Here is a 13648-nt window from a genome sequence, read left to right as displayed (position 1 = left end):
GAGGCGGCCCCTTTTTTGTCAGGTTTGGGGTAGAGGAGCGGCCACCCTAATCCTCCCTGTCGCGAAGCGATGGGGAGGGGGACCGCCGCGAAGCGGTGGTGGAGGGGTGGCAGCCTGAAGCCGACGCCCAAGGCCTCGACCCCTCCACCATGCTTCGCATGGTCCCCCTCCCCACGGCTATGCCGCAGGGAGGATTATTGCGTCCGCTCCCGCCCCCTATCCGCCCAGCCGGCGCGCGGCGTCCTCGCGGTACGGCGTCCAGTTGGTGGGGCAGGCCTTTACCGCCTTGGGCACCGCCTGCATGCCCTCGGTGACCCAGCAGTCGCCGTAGATCGAGCAATAACAGGCGCGGATATCGAGCTTCCAGCGCTCGCGGTTGAACGCCAGCCAGACGGCTTCGCTGTCGGGCGTGCGCGGCAGGCCGATGAAGCGCAGCTGTTCACCGGGGCGCACGGCGATGCCCGTCGACGGCGAGGTGGCGAAGGACATGCTCTTGGTGTCGCCGCCGCTGCAGCAGCTTTGCAGCAATTCGCCCGGCCCGGTGATCGCCTTGCCGCGATAGCGGATCTCGACCGGCCCCATGATCGCCGGGCCGACGCCATTGTTGGTCATCGACAGCGAGATATTGGCCTTGCCGTCATCATCGACATTGCTGGTGCCCACGGTGACGAAGGGCATCACCCCGCCGGTCTGCATCTTGCGCGTCGCATCGGCCTGGACGAAGGCGAAATAGGCGAGCGCGAGCGAGGCGATCAGCGCGGGCAGGCCGATCAGGAAATGAGCCACGGTGACGATCGGCAGATAGCGCAGCAGGCGGACGGGAAAGTCCGGCGGCGGCGCAGCGGGCGGGGGTTCGGGCGTGTCGCTCATCGCGCCATGCTAGCGCGACCCCGTCGCCGTTCCAATCGCCAGATGCAGGGCGGTCAGCGCGGTGCGGCGACGGGTGCCAGCTCGGCCTTCAGAAAGGCGACGATCTTCGGCCAGCTGTCGGCGCGCGCCGCGGCATTGCCCTCGGCGGTGCCGCCGAGCTTGCTCCAGTGCTTCGCCTCCGCCGCCACGGCAAAGGGCACCCCCATCACGCCGTGGCCGGCATCCTTGTAGCGCAGCACCAGCGGCGCGGCGGCGCCCTTGGCCTTCGCGCGCGCGGCGATCTGGTCGGTCATCGGGCAGCTCGGCCATAATGTCTCGGCCTCGCCGCAGACGAGCAGCAGCTTGCCCGCATATTTCTCGACCGGGATGGCCGCGGCGGGATTCTGGTCCAGCTCCTTGAGCCCGTTCACGAACACCGGCATCAGCCCGTCGCCACCGGGTTGGCCCTTATAGGCGAGGTGCGGCACCGGTTCGCCCTTTTCGCTCCACGACGAGCTGAACGAGCCGAGCATGTAATTCTCGCCGCTCATCCCGTCCCATACGACGCTCGACGGCATGCCGAGCGCCGCGACGCGGATGCCGGGATAGCGTGTCGCGACGAGCAGCCCCGCCTCGGCGCCCTTCGAATAGCCGACGATGCCGACGCGTTCGGCATCGACCCCAGGCTGCTTCTTCAGCCAGTCGAGGCCCGTGTAGAAATCCTCGAGTGGGATGTTCTTGAGCTTCGCCGATTTGCCCGGCGCGTTATGATAGGCGAGCTGGAGCGTCGTAAAACCCTCGGCCTGCAACGCCAGCGCCTGCGCGCGCATGTCCTTGCCCAGGCCGCCTTCGGAGCCGCCGAGCAGCAGGATCGCGGGGTGCGGGCCCGGGCCGCTCGCGGGATAAAAATTGGCGAGGATGCCGTCCGCGGCGATCCGCTGGCCGGTCGGACCCGCTTCGACGGTCCTGGCGGGCTTGGGGTCGGCGGTCAGCATATAGGCGAAACCGCCGCCGCCCACGACAACGAGCGCGCCCAGCACGCCCAACGCGATCTTCCATCTCCGCTTCATGGGCCACCCCTCCCTGTTGCTGTATTATCGATATAGTACAGCGCGGCGGATGGCTATCGAAAAATGAAGGGGCCGCGCGACGCGGCCCCTTCCGATCCTGCCCGTCGCCTGCTCAGCTTGCAAAGCGCGCAGCATAGTCGCCGCGCAGCCGCACCCAATTGTCCCAGTGCGGCGCCGGGGTCGTCCCGCGCAGCCGCGCCTCGAGCACGTCGACATGCGCGTGCCAGCCGGCGCTGACGTTGAGGCGGATGTTCAGATCCTCGATGCGTTTGTGGACGATCGTCAGCAGCACCTCGTCGCCGCGTTCTTCGAGGCGGAAGGTGACGCCGCCGGTGCTGCCCCAGCTGATCGACAGGTTGTGCGGCGGCGCGATCGCGGTGATCTCGCACGTCATGCGATGTTCGGTGTCCATGCCCTCGGGCCGCGCGCCGGGCGGATCGGTCAGCGCGTCGTTGCGCCAGACGAACTCGACCGGGGCGCCGACCTTTTCCTCCATCGCGCCCGCGGCGAGCCACTGGCGGCGCAGCTCGCCGTCGGTGAGGTAAGCCCAGACGCGCTCGATCGGTCCGGGGAGCAGACGCTGAAGGGTCAGCGTCGCGGGTTCGGTGAGCATGCCGTAATTGTCGTCGGCCAGCATCGCGGTCATTTCTCTTCTCCTTCTTTCCCGGGGAGGGGTTTCTTCGGCAGGGGTGGGGTGTCCTCCGCGCGCAGCAGCGCTTCGAGAGTGTCGAGGCGGCCGGTCCAGAAGCGGCGATAGACGCCGAGCCACTGGTCGGCGCTCATCAGCGGCGCGGGGTCGAGGCTGCAGACATGCGTGCGCCCGCGCACCTCGCGGCGCACCAGCCCGGCGCGTTCGAGCATTTTGATATGCTTCGACGCCGCGGCGAGCGACATGGCGAAGGGCTCGGCGAGCTCGCCGACGCTGCGCTGCCCGGCGGCCAGTTCGCCGAGCATCGCGCGCCGCGTGGCGTCGCCGAGCGCGTGGAAGATCGTGTCGAGGGTCTGCGAATCATATTCAACCATAGGGTTGAATATGAGCGATCAGGCGATATTGTCAACTGATTGGTTGAATTAAGTCCCGGGCAGGCCTGGCGCTATGCGAGCTTCGCGCCCTTGACCGTGAGTTTCAGCGATTTGAGCTCGATCGCCCCCGCGACGAGGTTGAAGCCGACGAACAGCGGGCCATAGCAATTCGCCGGTACCGGGATGATCGCGCGCGTTCCGATGGCGAAGCTTGTCGGCGAATAGGGCGGCGGGGTCGCGCCCTCCGCGAGAGGCGCCTCGGCCGCGGCGGTGTTGCGCGCCGCCGAACTGCCGCCGAGCTTGCCGATCAGCGCGCCCGGACGGCAGGCGGTGACGACGAACGCCGCCGGATCGAGCGGCACGCCCGCGATTCCGTCGGGCCCGCAGGCGATGCCCGGCGCGCCGAACAGGCTCCATTCGCCCTCGGCCTCGATCAGCAGATGGTCGAAATCCTCGAAGGGATCGGTGGCGACGGTCCAAGGCGCGGTGATCGGCCCCGCGCCGATGTCCTTGGTCGTGATGGCGGTCCAGGTCATGGTCATAAAATTGGTCCACAGGGCTTGGTCGATAATTTGGGCGGCGATGCGGCGATCTCGGCCGCGCGCTCCGGCGGGACGCCGACGACCGCCATGCAGGCGGCGCCGGGCGCGCCGCACAGCGGCGAGACGATCTGCACCGGCGGCGCGTCGGCGGTCTTCGCGGGGCAGAGCCAGACGTTGCGGCCGGCGCGGGCGGCGTCGCGGTTCGCGGCGTCGTCCATTTCGAGCAGGACGGGGACGAGGCCCGGACGGGTGCGGTTCGACGGAATGCTCGCCGAGTTCGACGCCCCGATCCGCGCGCCGGGGGCAACCGCCTTGGTCAGGTAGCGCGCGCCGCCGGAGAGGACGACGTCGCCGCTGTCGATCAGATGCCCCTGCGGCAAGGCGCGCGCGGCACGCATCTCGGGCACGGGGTCGTTCTTGAGCCACAGCAGGAGGAGGGCGCCCGCGATCAGCAGGGCCAGATAGAGCATCGCGATAAAGTCACCCATTCTCATGCGCTCGGTCCCGGATAATGATAGACGAGTTCGACGCCGCTGTCCGCGACGCGGGCATTGTGCAGCTTGCGCCACAAGGCGCGCTCGGCCGAGCGCGTCGTCGGCGGCTTGAGCTTGAGCAGCGGAAAGACGTCGAGCCGGTAGCGGTCGACCGCCGAATTGACGCTGTTCGCGAAGCGCACTTCGCTCTGCACCGCGAGCTCGTAGAGCGCCGCGAGCACGACAGGCGCGAGCACGCCGATCAGCACGAAGGCGGCGAGCGACTTGTTGGCGATCACGATATAGGGCAGCCAGAAGGCGGGGACGGTCACCGCCAGCGCCAGCAGCAGGACGGCGAATTCCACCTGCGCCGACCCGTCGACGACCGTGCGCGGCAGGCCCTTGTCTTCATCGGCCTCGCCCGCGCCGTTCATCGCCAGCAGGACGCGCGGCCAGAGGAAGGAAAAGGGCACGCCATAGGAATCGCGGCAGAAACGGTCGCAGAGCTGGCGCGCATCGCCGAAGCGCGTCGGTTGCCAGTCGACCGGATCGTCGAGGAAGGCGCGCGACTGGGCGGCGTCGCGGCGGTGCCTGTACTCGCTCTCGATCCGCAGCATCGCTTCGTCGAAACCGGTCTGCGTCCGGTCGAGCCGCTGCGACCAATCGTCCTGCTCGTCGGCCGAGCAGGCTTCGAGCGCCTTTTGAACCGTCGCGGCCGTGGCGTGCAGCCGCGCCTCCAGCGCCGCGCCCGGCTCGGTCGCCTCGATCAGCCGCGCCACCGCGGCGTCGAGATCGGCCACCGCGGTTTCGGCGGCTTCGATCGCGGCGAGATCGGGCTGCGGCTTGGCCGCGCCCACCTCGCGGGCGTTCTGGAGCCTCTCGATCAGGCCGCCGCGCAGCGTCTGCACCTTTGCATAATCGATGCGTGCCGCGTTGATCGCTTCGGCGTCGGCGTTCCAGTCGGCGAAGCGCGCCTTGCGCAGCGACTCGTGCAGACGCTTCGGCATCACCGACCCGTCGAGGATCGCCCCGGCGATCGTCGTGACCGGCGCCAGCGCATAGGCCAGGAACAGGATTGCGGCGATGGCGACGACGGTCGTACCGGGTTCGCTGCTCACCGCCGTCACGACCCACGCGCCGACATCGACCGGCACGACCGCGTCGGCGATCGCGGCATGCACCGCGGCGACGATCGCGACGGGCAGGAAGGCGCCCAGCCAGAAGGCCCGGCTGAAAAAGCCCTTGAAGCTGGTGAGCAGGTCGCCGACGCCCATCTCAGTTCACCAGGTCGACCGGCACATTTTTGTGATGGTTGCAAAAACCCGTCTTGATCAGCGTTCCCGGCGCGAAGATGTGGTTCTTGTTCTTGCGGCACTGCCAATAGGAGGTCCGCGCTTCGAGCGGCGCGCCGACGCCTTCCTGGATGCTGATCACCTGGGCCTGACCGCCGCCCGTGCCGCCGATGCCGAAGCTCGCTTCGTGCATTTCCAGCGCGTCGTGCGTGCTGGCGTCCATCCCACGCAGCGGCGGAGGCAGCGTCACCGACCGCTGCGTCGGCTTCGCGCCGCCGATCACCGAGATATTGCCCTTTGCGGCGTTGCGCAGCGCTTCGACGTCGATCACCGCGGGGATGCCCGCGACGCGTGTCACGCAGGCCGAGGTGCCGGCGGCGTTCATCCGCTGCAGCGCCTTTCCGATGCTCATGCCCGCGGGCAGCACCGGCAAGGTCAGTTCGCGCATCTCGGTCTCCCTTCCTACCAGCCGGCCGTGCGCAGCGCGTCCTGGAACTGCAGCGCATAGCGCGCGATCAGCTTGGCCTTGTCGCGGCCGCCGTTGATGATGTCGCGCGCGGTGATGAACTGCGCGAGGGTGCCGTCGCCGCTTTCGGGCAGGTGCCGCGCCAGCGTATGGCGTCCCTGGCCGTCGCCGCGAAACCAGCCCTCGATCATCCCGCGCCGCATGACGCGCGCCGCGATACCGGGTTCGAGCGCGCGATCGAGGTTGGCGACGAGCGTGCCGCCGAGGCCGAGCTTGGTGTCGGCCTTCTGATAATTGCTCTTGTGCGTCAGCTGGACATAGCCGCGGCCATAATGCGGATAGTAGCTGAGGTTGGCGCGGCGCCAATTCTCGCTGAGCCAATAGGCCTCGCGCACCGGTTGCATCGTCGACGCGGTTTCATGATAGGCGGTCGCGAAGGCATAGGCGCAATAGGCGATGGGCAGCGCGTCCATCGCGTTCAGGATCGCCTCGCATCCCGAAACTTCGTCGTTCGAAAGCGTTGGGCCCAATATGCCGCCACGAAGCGTGCTGAAAAATTTCGTCCGATCCATCGATTCCCCCCGAACCAAACCCCAGGAATCGCGACCATTATTATTATGGTTCTGCCGAAATTATCATGATCCCGGCCGGCCGGCAAACCAATACTTGAATATCGGGGAGCGGGCGCGCGGCGCGACTCTCGCTGGCGTCGTGCCGATGGCTACGGCGCGGCGCGATGCTCGAAACATCTTCCGTCCGCCCCGCCATGGCTTCATAAGGACAAGATGATCGCCAGCCTTCTCGCCACGCTCGCCCTCGCGGCCGCCGAACCCGCCGCCCCGCCGCCGCCCGACCCGCAGCCGGTCGCCGCCACCCCGCAGCCCGCGGCGCCCGATACGCGCCCCTATGTCGCGCTGGCCACCGACCTCGGTACCCTCACCGTCCGCCTCGAGGACAAGCGCGCACCGGTCAGCGCCAGGAATTTCCTGCGCTATGTCGATTCCAAGCGGATGGACGGTTTCAGCTTCTATCGCTCGACCAGGAGTTGGGGGCCGGCGAGCCAGCTGATCCAGGCGGGCAACCGCGGCGACGCGCGCAAAAATTATCCGCAGATCGCGCACGAGCCGACCAACGTCACCGGCCTCACCAATTGCAAGGGCGCGCTGGTGATGGCGCGGCTCGCGCCGGGCGACGCGACCACCGACTTCTTCCTGTTGCTCTCGGACATCCCCGGCTTCAACGCCGATCCGGCGCAGAGCGGCGACAATGTGGGTTTCGCGGTGTTCGGCGAGCTGGTCGGCGGCGCGGATGTGGCCGAGAAGATCTTCACAGCGCCGATTTCGCCGACCGCGGGCGAGGGCGTGATGGTCGGGCAGATCCTCGATCCGATGATCGTGATCAAGAGCGCACGCCGCGTCGCGGCTCCCGCCGACGCGCCGAAAGGCTGTATCGTCAAGGCGCCGTAATTCCGCGCCCACATCCCGATCATTTATTTTGCGTTCATGCGCGCTGTGGCTATACCGCGCGCATGACTCAGCGTCCCACCCTGCGCGCCTCGACGCGCCTGCTCGCCGCCGCCCTTGTGATCACCCCCCTGCTCGCCGCCTGCGGCGGCGGCGCCGGCGTCAAAAAGGACACGCGCTATGTCGCGCGCGACGTCAGCACGCTCTATCGCGCGGCGCAGGACCGGCTCGACCAGGGCAATTACGGCCTCGCCGCGGCGCTGTTCGACGAGGTCGAGCGCCAGCATCCCTATTCGCCCTGGGCGCGCCGCGCGCAGCTGATGAGCAGCTTCAGCTATTATATGGACCGCGAATATACCCCGGCGATCGAGGCGGCGCAGCGCTTCCTCGCGATCCACCCGGGCAACAAGGACGCGCCCTATGCCTATTATCTGATCGGGCTCAGCTATTATGAGCAGATCAGCGACGTCACCCGCGACCAGAAGATCACCCAGCAGGCGCTGGCTGCGCTGGGCGAGGTAATCCGCCGCTATCCCGACAGCCGCTACGCCGCCGACGCGCGGCTGAAGGTCGACCTGGTGCAGGACCATCTCGCGGGCAAGGAGATGGAGATTGGCCGCTTCTACCAGCGCAGCTCGAACTGGCTCGCCGCGTCGATCCGCTTCCGCGAAGTGACCGAGAAGTTCCAGACGACCAGCCACACGGCCGAGGCGCTCTATCGCCTGACCGAATGCTATCTCGCGCTCGGCGTGCCGTCCGAGGCGAAGAAGTCGGCGGCGGTGCTCGGCGCCAATTATCCCGGCAGCGAATGGTACGACCGCGCCTATAAGCTGATGCAGAAGCATGCGCCGACGGCGTGATGCGCGCGGCGTAGATTCGCTTTTTGTTCTGCGGTAAGGGCTTGTCATGCTGACGGCCCTGTCCATCGCCAATATCGTCCTGATCGAACGGCTCGACCTCGATTTCGCGGCCGGGCTCGGCGTGCTCACGGGCGAGACCGGGGCGGGCAAGTCGATCCTGCTCGACGCGCTGGGCCTCGCGCTCGGTGCGCGCGCCGACAGCACGCTGGTGCGCCAAGGGAGCGACAAGGCGCAGGTGACGGCGAGCTTCGCGCCGCCCGCACCGGGGACCGCGCTCGCTGTGCTGCTCGCCGACAACGAGCTCGAGCTCGAGCCCGGCGAGCCCTTGCTGATCCGCCGCACCTTGAAGGCCGACGGCGGCAGCCGCGCCTTTTTGAACGACCAGCCCTGCTCGGCGGCGCTGCTGCGCGAAGTCGGCGGGCATCTGGTCGAGATCCACGGCCAGCACGACGACCGCGGCCTGCTCGCGCCCGCGGGGCACCGCGCGCTGCTCGATACCTATGGCCGGTGCGACACGGCGGCGGTCGCGGCGACGCACGGCGAATGGCGCGCGGCCGCGGCGCGGCTCGCGGCGGCGCGCGCGGCGCTCGACGAGGCCGAGCGCGATCGCGAGTGGCTGACGCACTGCGTTGCGGAGCTGGCGGCGCTTGCCCCCCAGCCGGGCGAGGAAGCCCAACTCGCCGAGGAACGCGCGACGATGCAGAAGGGCGAGCGGATCGCCGAGGACATGGGCGCGATCATGGCGGCGTTCGAGGGCAGCGACAGCGGCCCCGCGCAGCTCCGCGCCGCGGCGCGGCGGCTCGACCGGCTCGCGGGCGATCATGTCCTGCTCGCCGAGGCGCTGGCCGGGCTCGACCGCGCGATCATCGAGGCCGACGAGGCCGAGCAAAGGCTGAACGAAGCCGCACGCGCGCTCGAATATGATCCCGCGCGGCTCGAGGAGACCGAGACGCGGCTGTTCGAACTCCGCGCGATGGCGCGCAAGCACCATGTCCAGCCCGACGCGCTGGCGGAGCTTGCGGGCGACCTCGCCGCGCGGCTCGATGCGATCGAGGGCGGCAGCGAAGGCCTCGCCAAGCTCGAGGCCGAGGTCGCGGCCAAGGCTGCCGCCTACACCCACGCCGCGACCGCGCTGTCGGACGCGCGGAGCAAGGCCGCGGCGCGACTCGACACCGCAGTCGCGGGCGAACTGAAACCGCTCAAGCTCGACGCCGCGCGCTTCCAGACGCTCGTCGAGCGCCTGCCCGCCGAGCGCTGGGGCGAGGGCGGCATGGACCGCGTCGAATATCTCATCTCGACCAACCCCGGCGCGCCATTCGCGCCGCTGGTCAAGATCGCGTCGGGCGGCGAACTCTCGCGCTTCATCCTTGCGCTCAAGGTCGCGCTCGCCGAGGAGGGCGGCGCGGACACGATCATCTTCGACGAAATCGACCGCGGCGTCGGCGGCGCGGTGGCGAGCGCGATCGGCGAACGGCTCGCAAGGCTTGCGGGCGCGGGCAAGCAATTGCTCGCGGTGACGCACAGCCCGCAGGTCGCAGCGAAAGGCGCGGCGCACTTCCTGATCGCCAAGTCGAGCGAAGGCACGGTGACCCGCACCGGCGTCCGCGCGCTGGGCGAAGCCGAACGCCGCGAGGAAATCGCGCGCATGCTGTCCGGCGCGGAAGTGACCGACGAAGCCAGGGCGCAGGCCGAACGGTTGCTGGAGACCGTGGGGTGAACCGCCATGGAGATCCCAAAACCCCTCCTCTTCAGAGGAGGGGCAGCGAGACTTGGTCCGGCGTAGCCGGGTCTAGTCGCAGCGGGGTGGTGCAATGAACCGCGCGCGCTATCGCGCGCCAACACCCCAACCCCTCCTCTGAAGAGGAGGGGCTTTAATGGTGAGCCGCAAGACCCTGCTGGACCGCGCGGCCAATATGCGGCGGGAACCGACTGAGGCCGAAAAGCGGCTATGGCGCTACCTGTCTGGCGCGAAGATCAATGACCTTAAATTCAGGCGGCAGACGACGATCGGCAACCGCATCGTTGATTTCTTTTGCCCTGCAAAAGGACTCATCGTCGAAATCGACGGGAATACGCACGACCGCGAACGAGATGACGCGCTGGACCGCCGGATAGCGGCACAATATGGACATCATACCATCCGCGTGACGAATGAGGACGTGCTCAAGAATATGGACGGCGTCGCAAAATATATCGAAGATGTCGCTTCCCGATTGCCTGACCGATGGCCATCGCACGGTAACTCCGAATGACGACCGCCCATCCCCTCGACCGCCCGATCTGGAACATGCTCACCGGCCGTCAGGCGCATCTGGCCGAGGGCGACGCGCGCGCCGTCCGCATCGACCGCGGCTATGGCGTGTTCGGCGTTGCGACCGATACCGGTCCCGACGCGCAGGCGGCGCTTGCTGCGCTGGTCCCCGATGACGGCGAATTGTGGATCGTCGAGGGCGAGCCCTGGCCGGTGCCGCCCGGCGCGCACGAGGTGAAGCGCGCGGTCCTGACGCAGATGGTCGCCGAGGGCTCGCTGCCCGCACCGCGCGCCAGCGAGCCGCCGATCCTCGCGCTCGGCGACGCCGACGCCCCCGAAATGGCGGCGCTCGCCGATCACGCCAAGCCGGGTCCATGGGGACCCAAGACGCATCTTTACGGCCCCTTTTTCGGTGTTCGTGAGGATGGGCGCGAAAACGGCCGTCTGCTCGCCATGGCCGGCCAGCGCATCCTGTTGCCCGGCATGGCCGAGGTCAGCGGCGTCGCGACCTGGGAGGATTGCCGTGGCCGCGGGCTCGCGCGCGCGCTGATCGGGCATGTCATGCGCGCGATGGTGGCGCGCGGCGAAACGCCCTTCCTGCACAGCTATGCCGACAATGCGGGCGCGATCGCGCTCTATGAATCGCTCGGCTTCCGCATCCGGCGGCAGGTGCATGTGCTGGTGATCGCGAAATGAACCGCCGCGAGCATCTCGCGCTGCTCGCGATGGCTGCGGCGCTGCTGCCGACCGCGAAGCTTCGCGCCCTGGAGGACATCATGGAAGAAGCCGACCCGCAATATGGCCTGCTCGGCCAGATGATCGCGCAGCCCGGCAAGCGCGCCGAACTGGTCGCGGCGCTCGCCGAAGGGACGGGCGAAATGCCCGGCAATATCGCCTATCTGATCGGCGAGGACAGCGCGAACCCCGACGCGATCTGGATCGTCGAACTGTGGGACAGCAAGGAGGCGCATGCGGCGTCGCTGGGGCTGCCCGCGGTGCAGGCGGCGATCAAAAAGGGGCGCCCGCTGATCGCGGGATTTGGTACTCGCGCCGAGTTCAAGCCGGTGGCAAAGACCGGTGCATGACCGAGATTGAATCGCTGTCCGAAGCCGATGCCGCCAATGAATTGATGCGGCTTGCGAAGACCATCGCCTATCACAGCAAGCGCTATCATGCCGAGGATGCGCCCGAGATTTCGGACGCCGATTATGATGCACTCGTCCGCCGCAACAACGCGCTCGAAGCCGCTTTCCCGCACCTGATCCGCGCCGACAGCCCGAACAATGCGGTCGGCGCCGCGGTCGAGGCGTCGCCGCTCGCCAAGGTCACGCACCGGCAGCGGATGATGAGCCTCGACAATGCGTTCAGCGGCGAGGATGTCGCGGAGTTCGGCGCGCGCGTGCGGCGCTTCCTGAACCTCGGCGAGGGCGACACTGTCGCGCTGACCGCCGAGGACAAGATCGACGGCCTGTCCTGCTCGCTGCGCTACGAAAAGGGCAAACTCGTGCAGGCCGCGACGCGCGGCGACGGCAGCGTCGGCGAGGACGTTACGCCGAACGTCGCGACGATCGCCGACATTCCGCAGCAGCTGGCGGGCAAGACCCCCGACGTCTTCGAGATCCGCGGCGAGGTCTATATGGCCAAGACCGACTTCGCCGCGCTCAACGCGCGGCTGATGGAAGAAGGGCAGGCGCTCGCGGTGCAGCGCGAGGTCGAATTCGACCCCGCGACCGTTCGCCAGTTCGCCAATCCGCGCAACGCCGCCGCGGGCTCGCTGCGCCAGAAGGACGCGAGCATCACCGCCTCGCGCCCGCTGCGCTTCCTCGCGCACGGCTGGGGCGAGGTCAGCGATGTGCCCGCCGACACCCAATATGCCATGATGAAGCGCATCGAGGCCTGGGGCGTGCCCGTGTCGCCGCTGCTCCGTCGCTTCGAAAGCGTCGCCGATGTCCTCGCGCATTACCGGACGATCGAGGCGACACGCGCCGAACTGCCCTACGATATCGACGGCGTCGTCTACAAGGTCGACCGGCTCGACTGGCAGGGCCGCCTCGGTTTCGTGGCGAAGGCTCCAAGATGGGCCATAGCGCATAAATTCCCCGCCGAACGCGCGCAAACGACGTTGGAAGCCATCGACATCCAGGTCGGCCGCACCGGCAAGCTCACCCCGGTGGGACGCCTGACCCCCGTCACCGTCGGCGGCGTCGTGGTGTCGAACGTCACGCTCCACAACCGCGACGAGATCGGCCGCCTCGGCGTGCGCCCCGGCGACCGCGTCGTCATCCAGCGCGCCGGCGACGTGATCCCGCAGGTGGTCGAGAATCTCACCCGCGACGAGGATCGCGCGGCATACATCTTCCCCGACCACTGTCCGGTGTGCGGCAGCGAGGCGGTCGCCGAGGAGGGGGAGGTCGATGTGCGCTGCACCGGCGGCCTGATCTGCAACGCGCAGAAGTTCGAGCGCTTGCGCCACTTCGTCAGCCGCGGCGCGCTCGATATCGAGGGGCTGGGCGAGAAGAGCATCCAGGAGTTCCTCGACCTCGGCTGGCTCGACAAGGGGCCCGCCGACATCTTTCGGCTGAAGGCGCATCGCGAGGAATTGCTCATCCGCGAGGGGTGGAAGGAAAAGTCGGTCGACAATCTCTTCGCCGCGATCGAGGCGAAGCGGCAGCCCGACGCCGCGCGGCTGCTCTTCGGGCTCGGCATCCGCCACGTCGGTGCGGTGACCGCGCGCGACCTGCTCAAGGGCCTCGGCGACATCGCGCGGCTGCCCGAAAAGGCGGCCGAGCTTCACGCCTGGCTCGAGGAAAATCCGCAGGGCGAGGGCGAATCGGACGGCAAATATGCCGGCCGCAAGCTCGATGCGATCAAGGCGATCCTCGAAGTCCGCGCCGATGGCATCGGTCCCGCGGTCGCCGAGGCGCTCGGCGATTTTTTCCACGAGCCGCACAATCGCGCGCTGTGGGACGATCTGCTGTCGGAAGTATCGCCGCCGCCCTATGTGGTCGAAACACGCGAAAGCGAGGTGTCGGGCATGACCGTCGTCTTCACCGGCAAGCTCGAAACCATGAGCCGCGACGAGGCCAAGGCGCAGGCCGAAGCGCTCGGCGCCAAGGCCGCGGGCAGCGTCAGCGCCAAGACCGACCTGGTCGTCGCGGGCCCCGGCGCAGGGTCGAAGCTCAAGCAGGCGTCCGCGCTCGGCATCCGCGTGATCGACGAGGGTGAATGGGCCAAGATTGTGGAGGCGGCGGGGTGAGATCCTCCCCGGGACGGGGAGGGGGACCATGCGAAGCATGGTGGAGGGGCACGTGCAGTCCGGCGCGGCGTATGACCTCTCGTGCCCCTCCACCACCCTTCGG

Annotated in this window: 16 protein-coding genes; 7 read left to right on the top strand and 9 right to left on the bottom strand. The window is 68.2% G+C overall.

The genetic code is table 11. The features are described 5' to 3' along the window. Positions 1-216: 216 nt before the first annotated feature. From AC1RNQ_RS01705 to AC1RNQ_RS01665, 9 genes are all read right to left on the bottom strand, one after another. The gene (locus AC1RNQ_RS01705; protein WP_493168405.1) at positions 217-870 is read right to left on the bottom strand and encodes a hypothetical protein; all 654 of its coding nucleotides are present in this window, start codon (positions 868-870) and stop codon (positions 217-219) included. A 53-nt stretch (positions 871-923) separates the two neighbouring features. Then, the gene (locus tag AC1RNQ_RS01700) at positions 924-1919 is read right to left on the bottom strand and encodes an alpha/beta hydrolase (RefSeq protein WP_493168403.1); all 996 of its coding nucleotides are present in this window, start codon (positions 1917-1919) and stop codon (positions 924-926) included. Positions 1920-2031: 112 nt separating this feature from the next. Then, positions 2032-2565: an SRPBCC family protein gene (locus AC1RNQ_RS01695; protein WP_493168401.1), complete on the bottom strand. Its 534-nt coding sequence runs from the start codon at positions 2563-2565 to the stop codon at positions 2032-2034. After that, the gene (locus AC1RNQ_RS01690; protein ID WP_493168399.1) at positions 2562-2942 is read right to left on the bottom strand and encodes an ArsR/SmtB family transcription factor; all 381 of its coding nucleotides are present in this window, start codon (positions 2940-2942) and stop codon (positions 2562-2564) included. Before AC1RNQ_RS01690 ends, AC1RNQ_RS01695 begins: the two co-directional genes overlap by 4 nt. Positions 2943-3013: 71 nt before the next feature. Beyond that, on the bottom strand, positions 3014-3484 hold the full coding sequence (locus tag AC1RNQ_RS01685; RefSeq protein ID WP_493168397.1) for a hypothetical protein: 471 nt from the start codon (positions 3482-3484) through the stop codon (positions 3014-3016). Then, positions 3481-3978 (bottom strand): hypothetical protein, encoded by a 498-nt coding sequence (locus tag AC1RNQ_RS01680; protein ID WP_493168396.1) that lies wholly within the window; start codon positions 3976-3978, stop codon positions 3481-3483. Before AC1RNQ_RS01680 ends, AC1RNQ_RS01685 begins: the two co-directional genes overlap by 4 nt. Continuing rightward, the gene (locus tag AC1RNQ_RS01675) at positions 3975-5231 is read right to left on the bottom strand and encodes a hypothetical protein (protein ID WP_493168394.1); all 1257 of its coding nucleotides are present in this window, start codon (positions 5229-5231) and stop codon (positions 3975-3977) included. Before AC1RNQ_RS01675 ends, AC1RNQ_RS01680 begins: the two co-directional genes overlap by 4 nt. 1 nt (position 5232) lies before the next feature. Then, on the bottom strand, positions 5233-5697 hold the full coding sequence (locus tag AC1RNQ_RS01670) for a hypothetical protein (protein WP_493168392.1): 465 nt from the start codon (positions 5695-5697) through the stop codon (positions 5233-5235). A 14-nt stretch (positions 5698-5711) separates the two neighbouring features. Next, the gene (locus tag AC1RNQ_RS01665; RefSeq protein WP_493168391.1) at positions 5712-6287 is read right to left on the bottom strand and encodes a hypothetical protein; all 576 of its coding nucleotides are present in this window, start codon (positions 6285-6287) and stop codon (positions 5712-5714) included. A gap of 213 nt (positions 6288-6500) precedes the next feature. On the opposite strand from AC1RNQ_RS01665, the gene AC1RNQ_RS01660 reads away from it, so the two are divergent. From AC1RNQ_RS01660 to ligA, 7 genes are all read left to right on the top strand, one after another. Continuing rightward, positions 6501-7181, top strand: coding sequence for a peptidylprolyl isomerase (locus tag AC1RNQ_RS01660; protein ID WP_493168390.1), 681 nt, complete (start codon positions 6501-6503; stop codon positions 7179-7181). 62 nt (positions 7182-7243) lie between these two features. Then, positions 7244-8038, top strand: coding sequence for an outer membrane protein assembly factor BamD (locus AC1RNQ_RS01655; RefSeq protein ID WP_493168389.1), 795 nt, complete (start codon positions 7244-7246; stop codon positions 8036-8038). A 46-nt stretch (positions 8039-8084) separates the two neighbouring features. Then, the gene (recN, locus tag AC1RNQ_RS01650) at positions 8085-9755 is read left to right on the top strand and encodes a DNA repair protein RecN (RefSeq protein ID WP_493168387.1); all 1671 of its coding nucleotides are present in this window, start codon (positions 8085-8087) and stop codon (positions 9753-9755) included. A gap of 157 nt (positions 9756-9912) precedes the next feature. Next, positions 9913-10290, top strand: coding sequence for an endonuclease domain-containing protein (locus AC1RNQ_RS01645; protein ID WP_493168385.1), 378 nt, complete (start codon positions 9913-9915; stop codon positions 10288-10290). Further along, on the top strand, positions 10287-10985 hold the full coding sequence (locus tag AC1RNQ_RS01640; RefSeq protein ID WP_493168384.1) for a GNAT family N-acetyltransferase: 699 nt from the start codon (positions 10287-10289) through the stop codon (positions 10983-10985). The genes AC1RNQ_RS01645 and AC1RNQ_RS01640 overlap by 4 nt, the downstream gene beginning before the upstream one ends. Next, positions 10982-11374 carry a putative quinol monooxygenase gene (locus AC1RNQ_RS01635; RefSeq protein WP_493168382.1) on the top strand — a complete coding sequence of 131 codons (393 nt, stop codon included), beginning with the start codon at positions 10982-10984 and terminating at the stop codon, positions 11372-11374. The genes AC1RNQ_RS01640 and AC1RNQ_RS01635 overlap by 4 nt, the downstream gene beginning before the upstream one ends. Continuing rightward, complete coding sequence (ligA, locus tag AC1RNQ_RS01630; RefSeq protein ID WP_493168380.1) at positions 11371-13545, top strand: NAD-dependent DNA ligase LigA; 2175 nt, start codon at positions 11371-11373, stop codon at positions 13543-13545. Before AC1RNQ_RS01635 ends, ligA begins: the two co-directional genes overlap by 4 nt. Positions 13546-13648 lie beyond the last annotated feature (103 nt).

The sequence above is a fragment of the Sphingopyxis sp. GW821-FHT12F08 genome (assembly GCF_058806755.1).
This window is presented reverse-complemented; position numbering and strand designations above follow the sequence as displayed.

Excerpts from the sequence above, each read along its gene's own strand:
- AC1RNQ_RS01705 (WP_493168405.1), bottom strand. The coding sequence starts at position 870 with ATGAGCGACACGCCCGAACCCCCGCCCGCTGCGCCGCCGCCGGACTTT.
- AC1RNQ_RS01700 (WP_493168403.1), bottom strand. The coding sequence starts at position 1,919 with ATGAAGCGGAGATGGAAGATCGCGTTGGGCGTGCTGGGCGCGCTCGTT.
- AC1RNQ_RS01695 (WP_493168401.1), bottom strand. The coding sequence starts at position 2,565 with ATGACCGCGATGCTGGCCGACGACAATTACGGCATGCTCACCGAACCC.
- AC1RNQ_RS01690 (WP_493168399.1), bottom strand. The coding sequence starts at position 2,942 with ATGGTTGAATATGATTCGCAGACCCTCGACACGATCTTCCACGCGCTC.
- AC1RNQ_RS01685 (WP_493168397.1), bottom strand. The coding sequence starts at position 3,484 with ATGACCATGACCTGGACCGCCATCACGACCAAGGACATCGGCGCGGGG.
- AC1RNQ_RS01680 (WP_493168396.1), bottom strand. The coding sequence starts at position 3,978 with ATGAGAATGGGTGACTTTATCGCGATGCTCTATCTGGCCCTGCTGATC.
- AC1RNQ_RS01675 (WP_493168394.1), bottom strand. The coding sequence starts at position 5,231 with ATGGGCGTCGGCGACCTGCTCACCAGCTTCAAGGGCTTTTTCAGCCGG.
- AC1RNQ_RS01670 (WP_493168392.1), bottom strand. The coding sequence starts at position 5,697 with ATGCGCGAACTGACCTTGCCGGTGCTGCCCGCGGGCATGAGCATCGGA.
- AC1RNQ_RS01665 (WP_493168391.1), bottom strand. The coding sequence starts at position 6,287 with ATGGATCGGACGAAATTTTTCAGCACGCTTCGTGGCGGCATATTGGGC.
- AC1RNQ_RS01660 (WP_493168390.1), top strand. The coding sequence starts at position 6,501 with ATGATCGCCAGCCTTCTCGCCACGCTCGCCCTCGCGGCCGCCGAACCC.
- AC1RNQ_RS01655 (WP_493168389.1), top strand. The coding sequence starts at position 7,244 with ATGACTCAGCGTCCCACCCTGCGCGCCTCGACGCGCCTGCTCGCCGCC.
- recN (WP_493168387.1), top strand. The coding sequence starts at position 8,085 with ATGCTGACGGCCCTGTCCATCGCCAATATCGTCCTGATCGAACGGCTC.
- AC1RNQ_RS01645 (WP_493168385.1), top strand. The coding sequence starts at position 9,913 with ATGGTGAGCCGCAAGACCCTGCTGGACCGCGCGGCCAATATGCGGCGG.
- AC1RNQ_RS01640 (WP_493168384.1), top strand. The coding sequence starts at position 10,287 with ATGACGACCGCCCATCCCCTCGACCGCCCGATCTGGAACATGCTCACC.
- AC1RNQ_RS01635 (WP_493168382.1), top strand. The coding sequence starts at position 10,982 with ATGAACCGCCGCGAGCATCTCGCGCTGCTCGCGATGGCTGCGGCGCTG.
- ligA (WP_493168380.1), top strand. The coding sequence starts at position 11,371 with ATGACCGAGATTGAATCGCTGTCCGAAGCCGATGCCGCCAATGAATTG.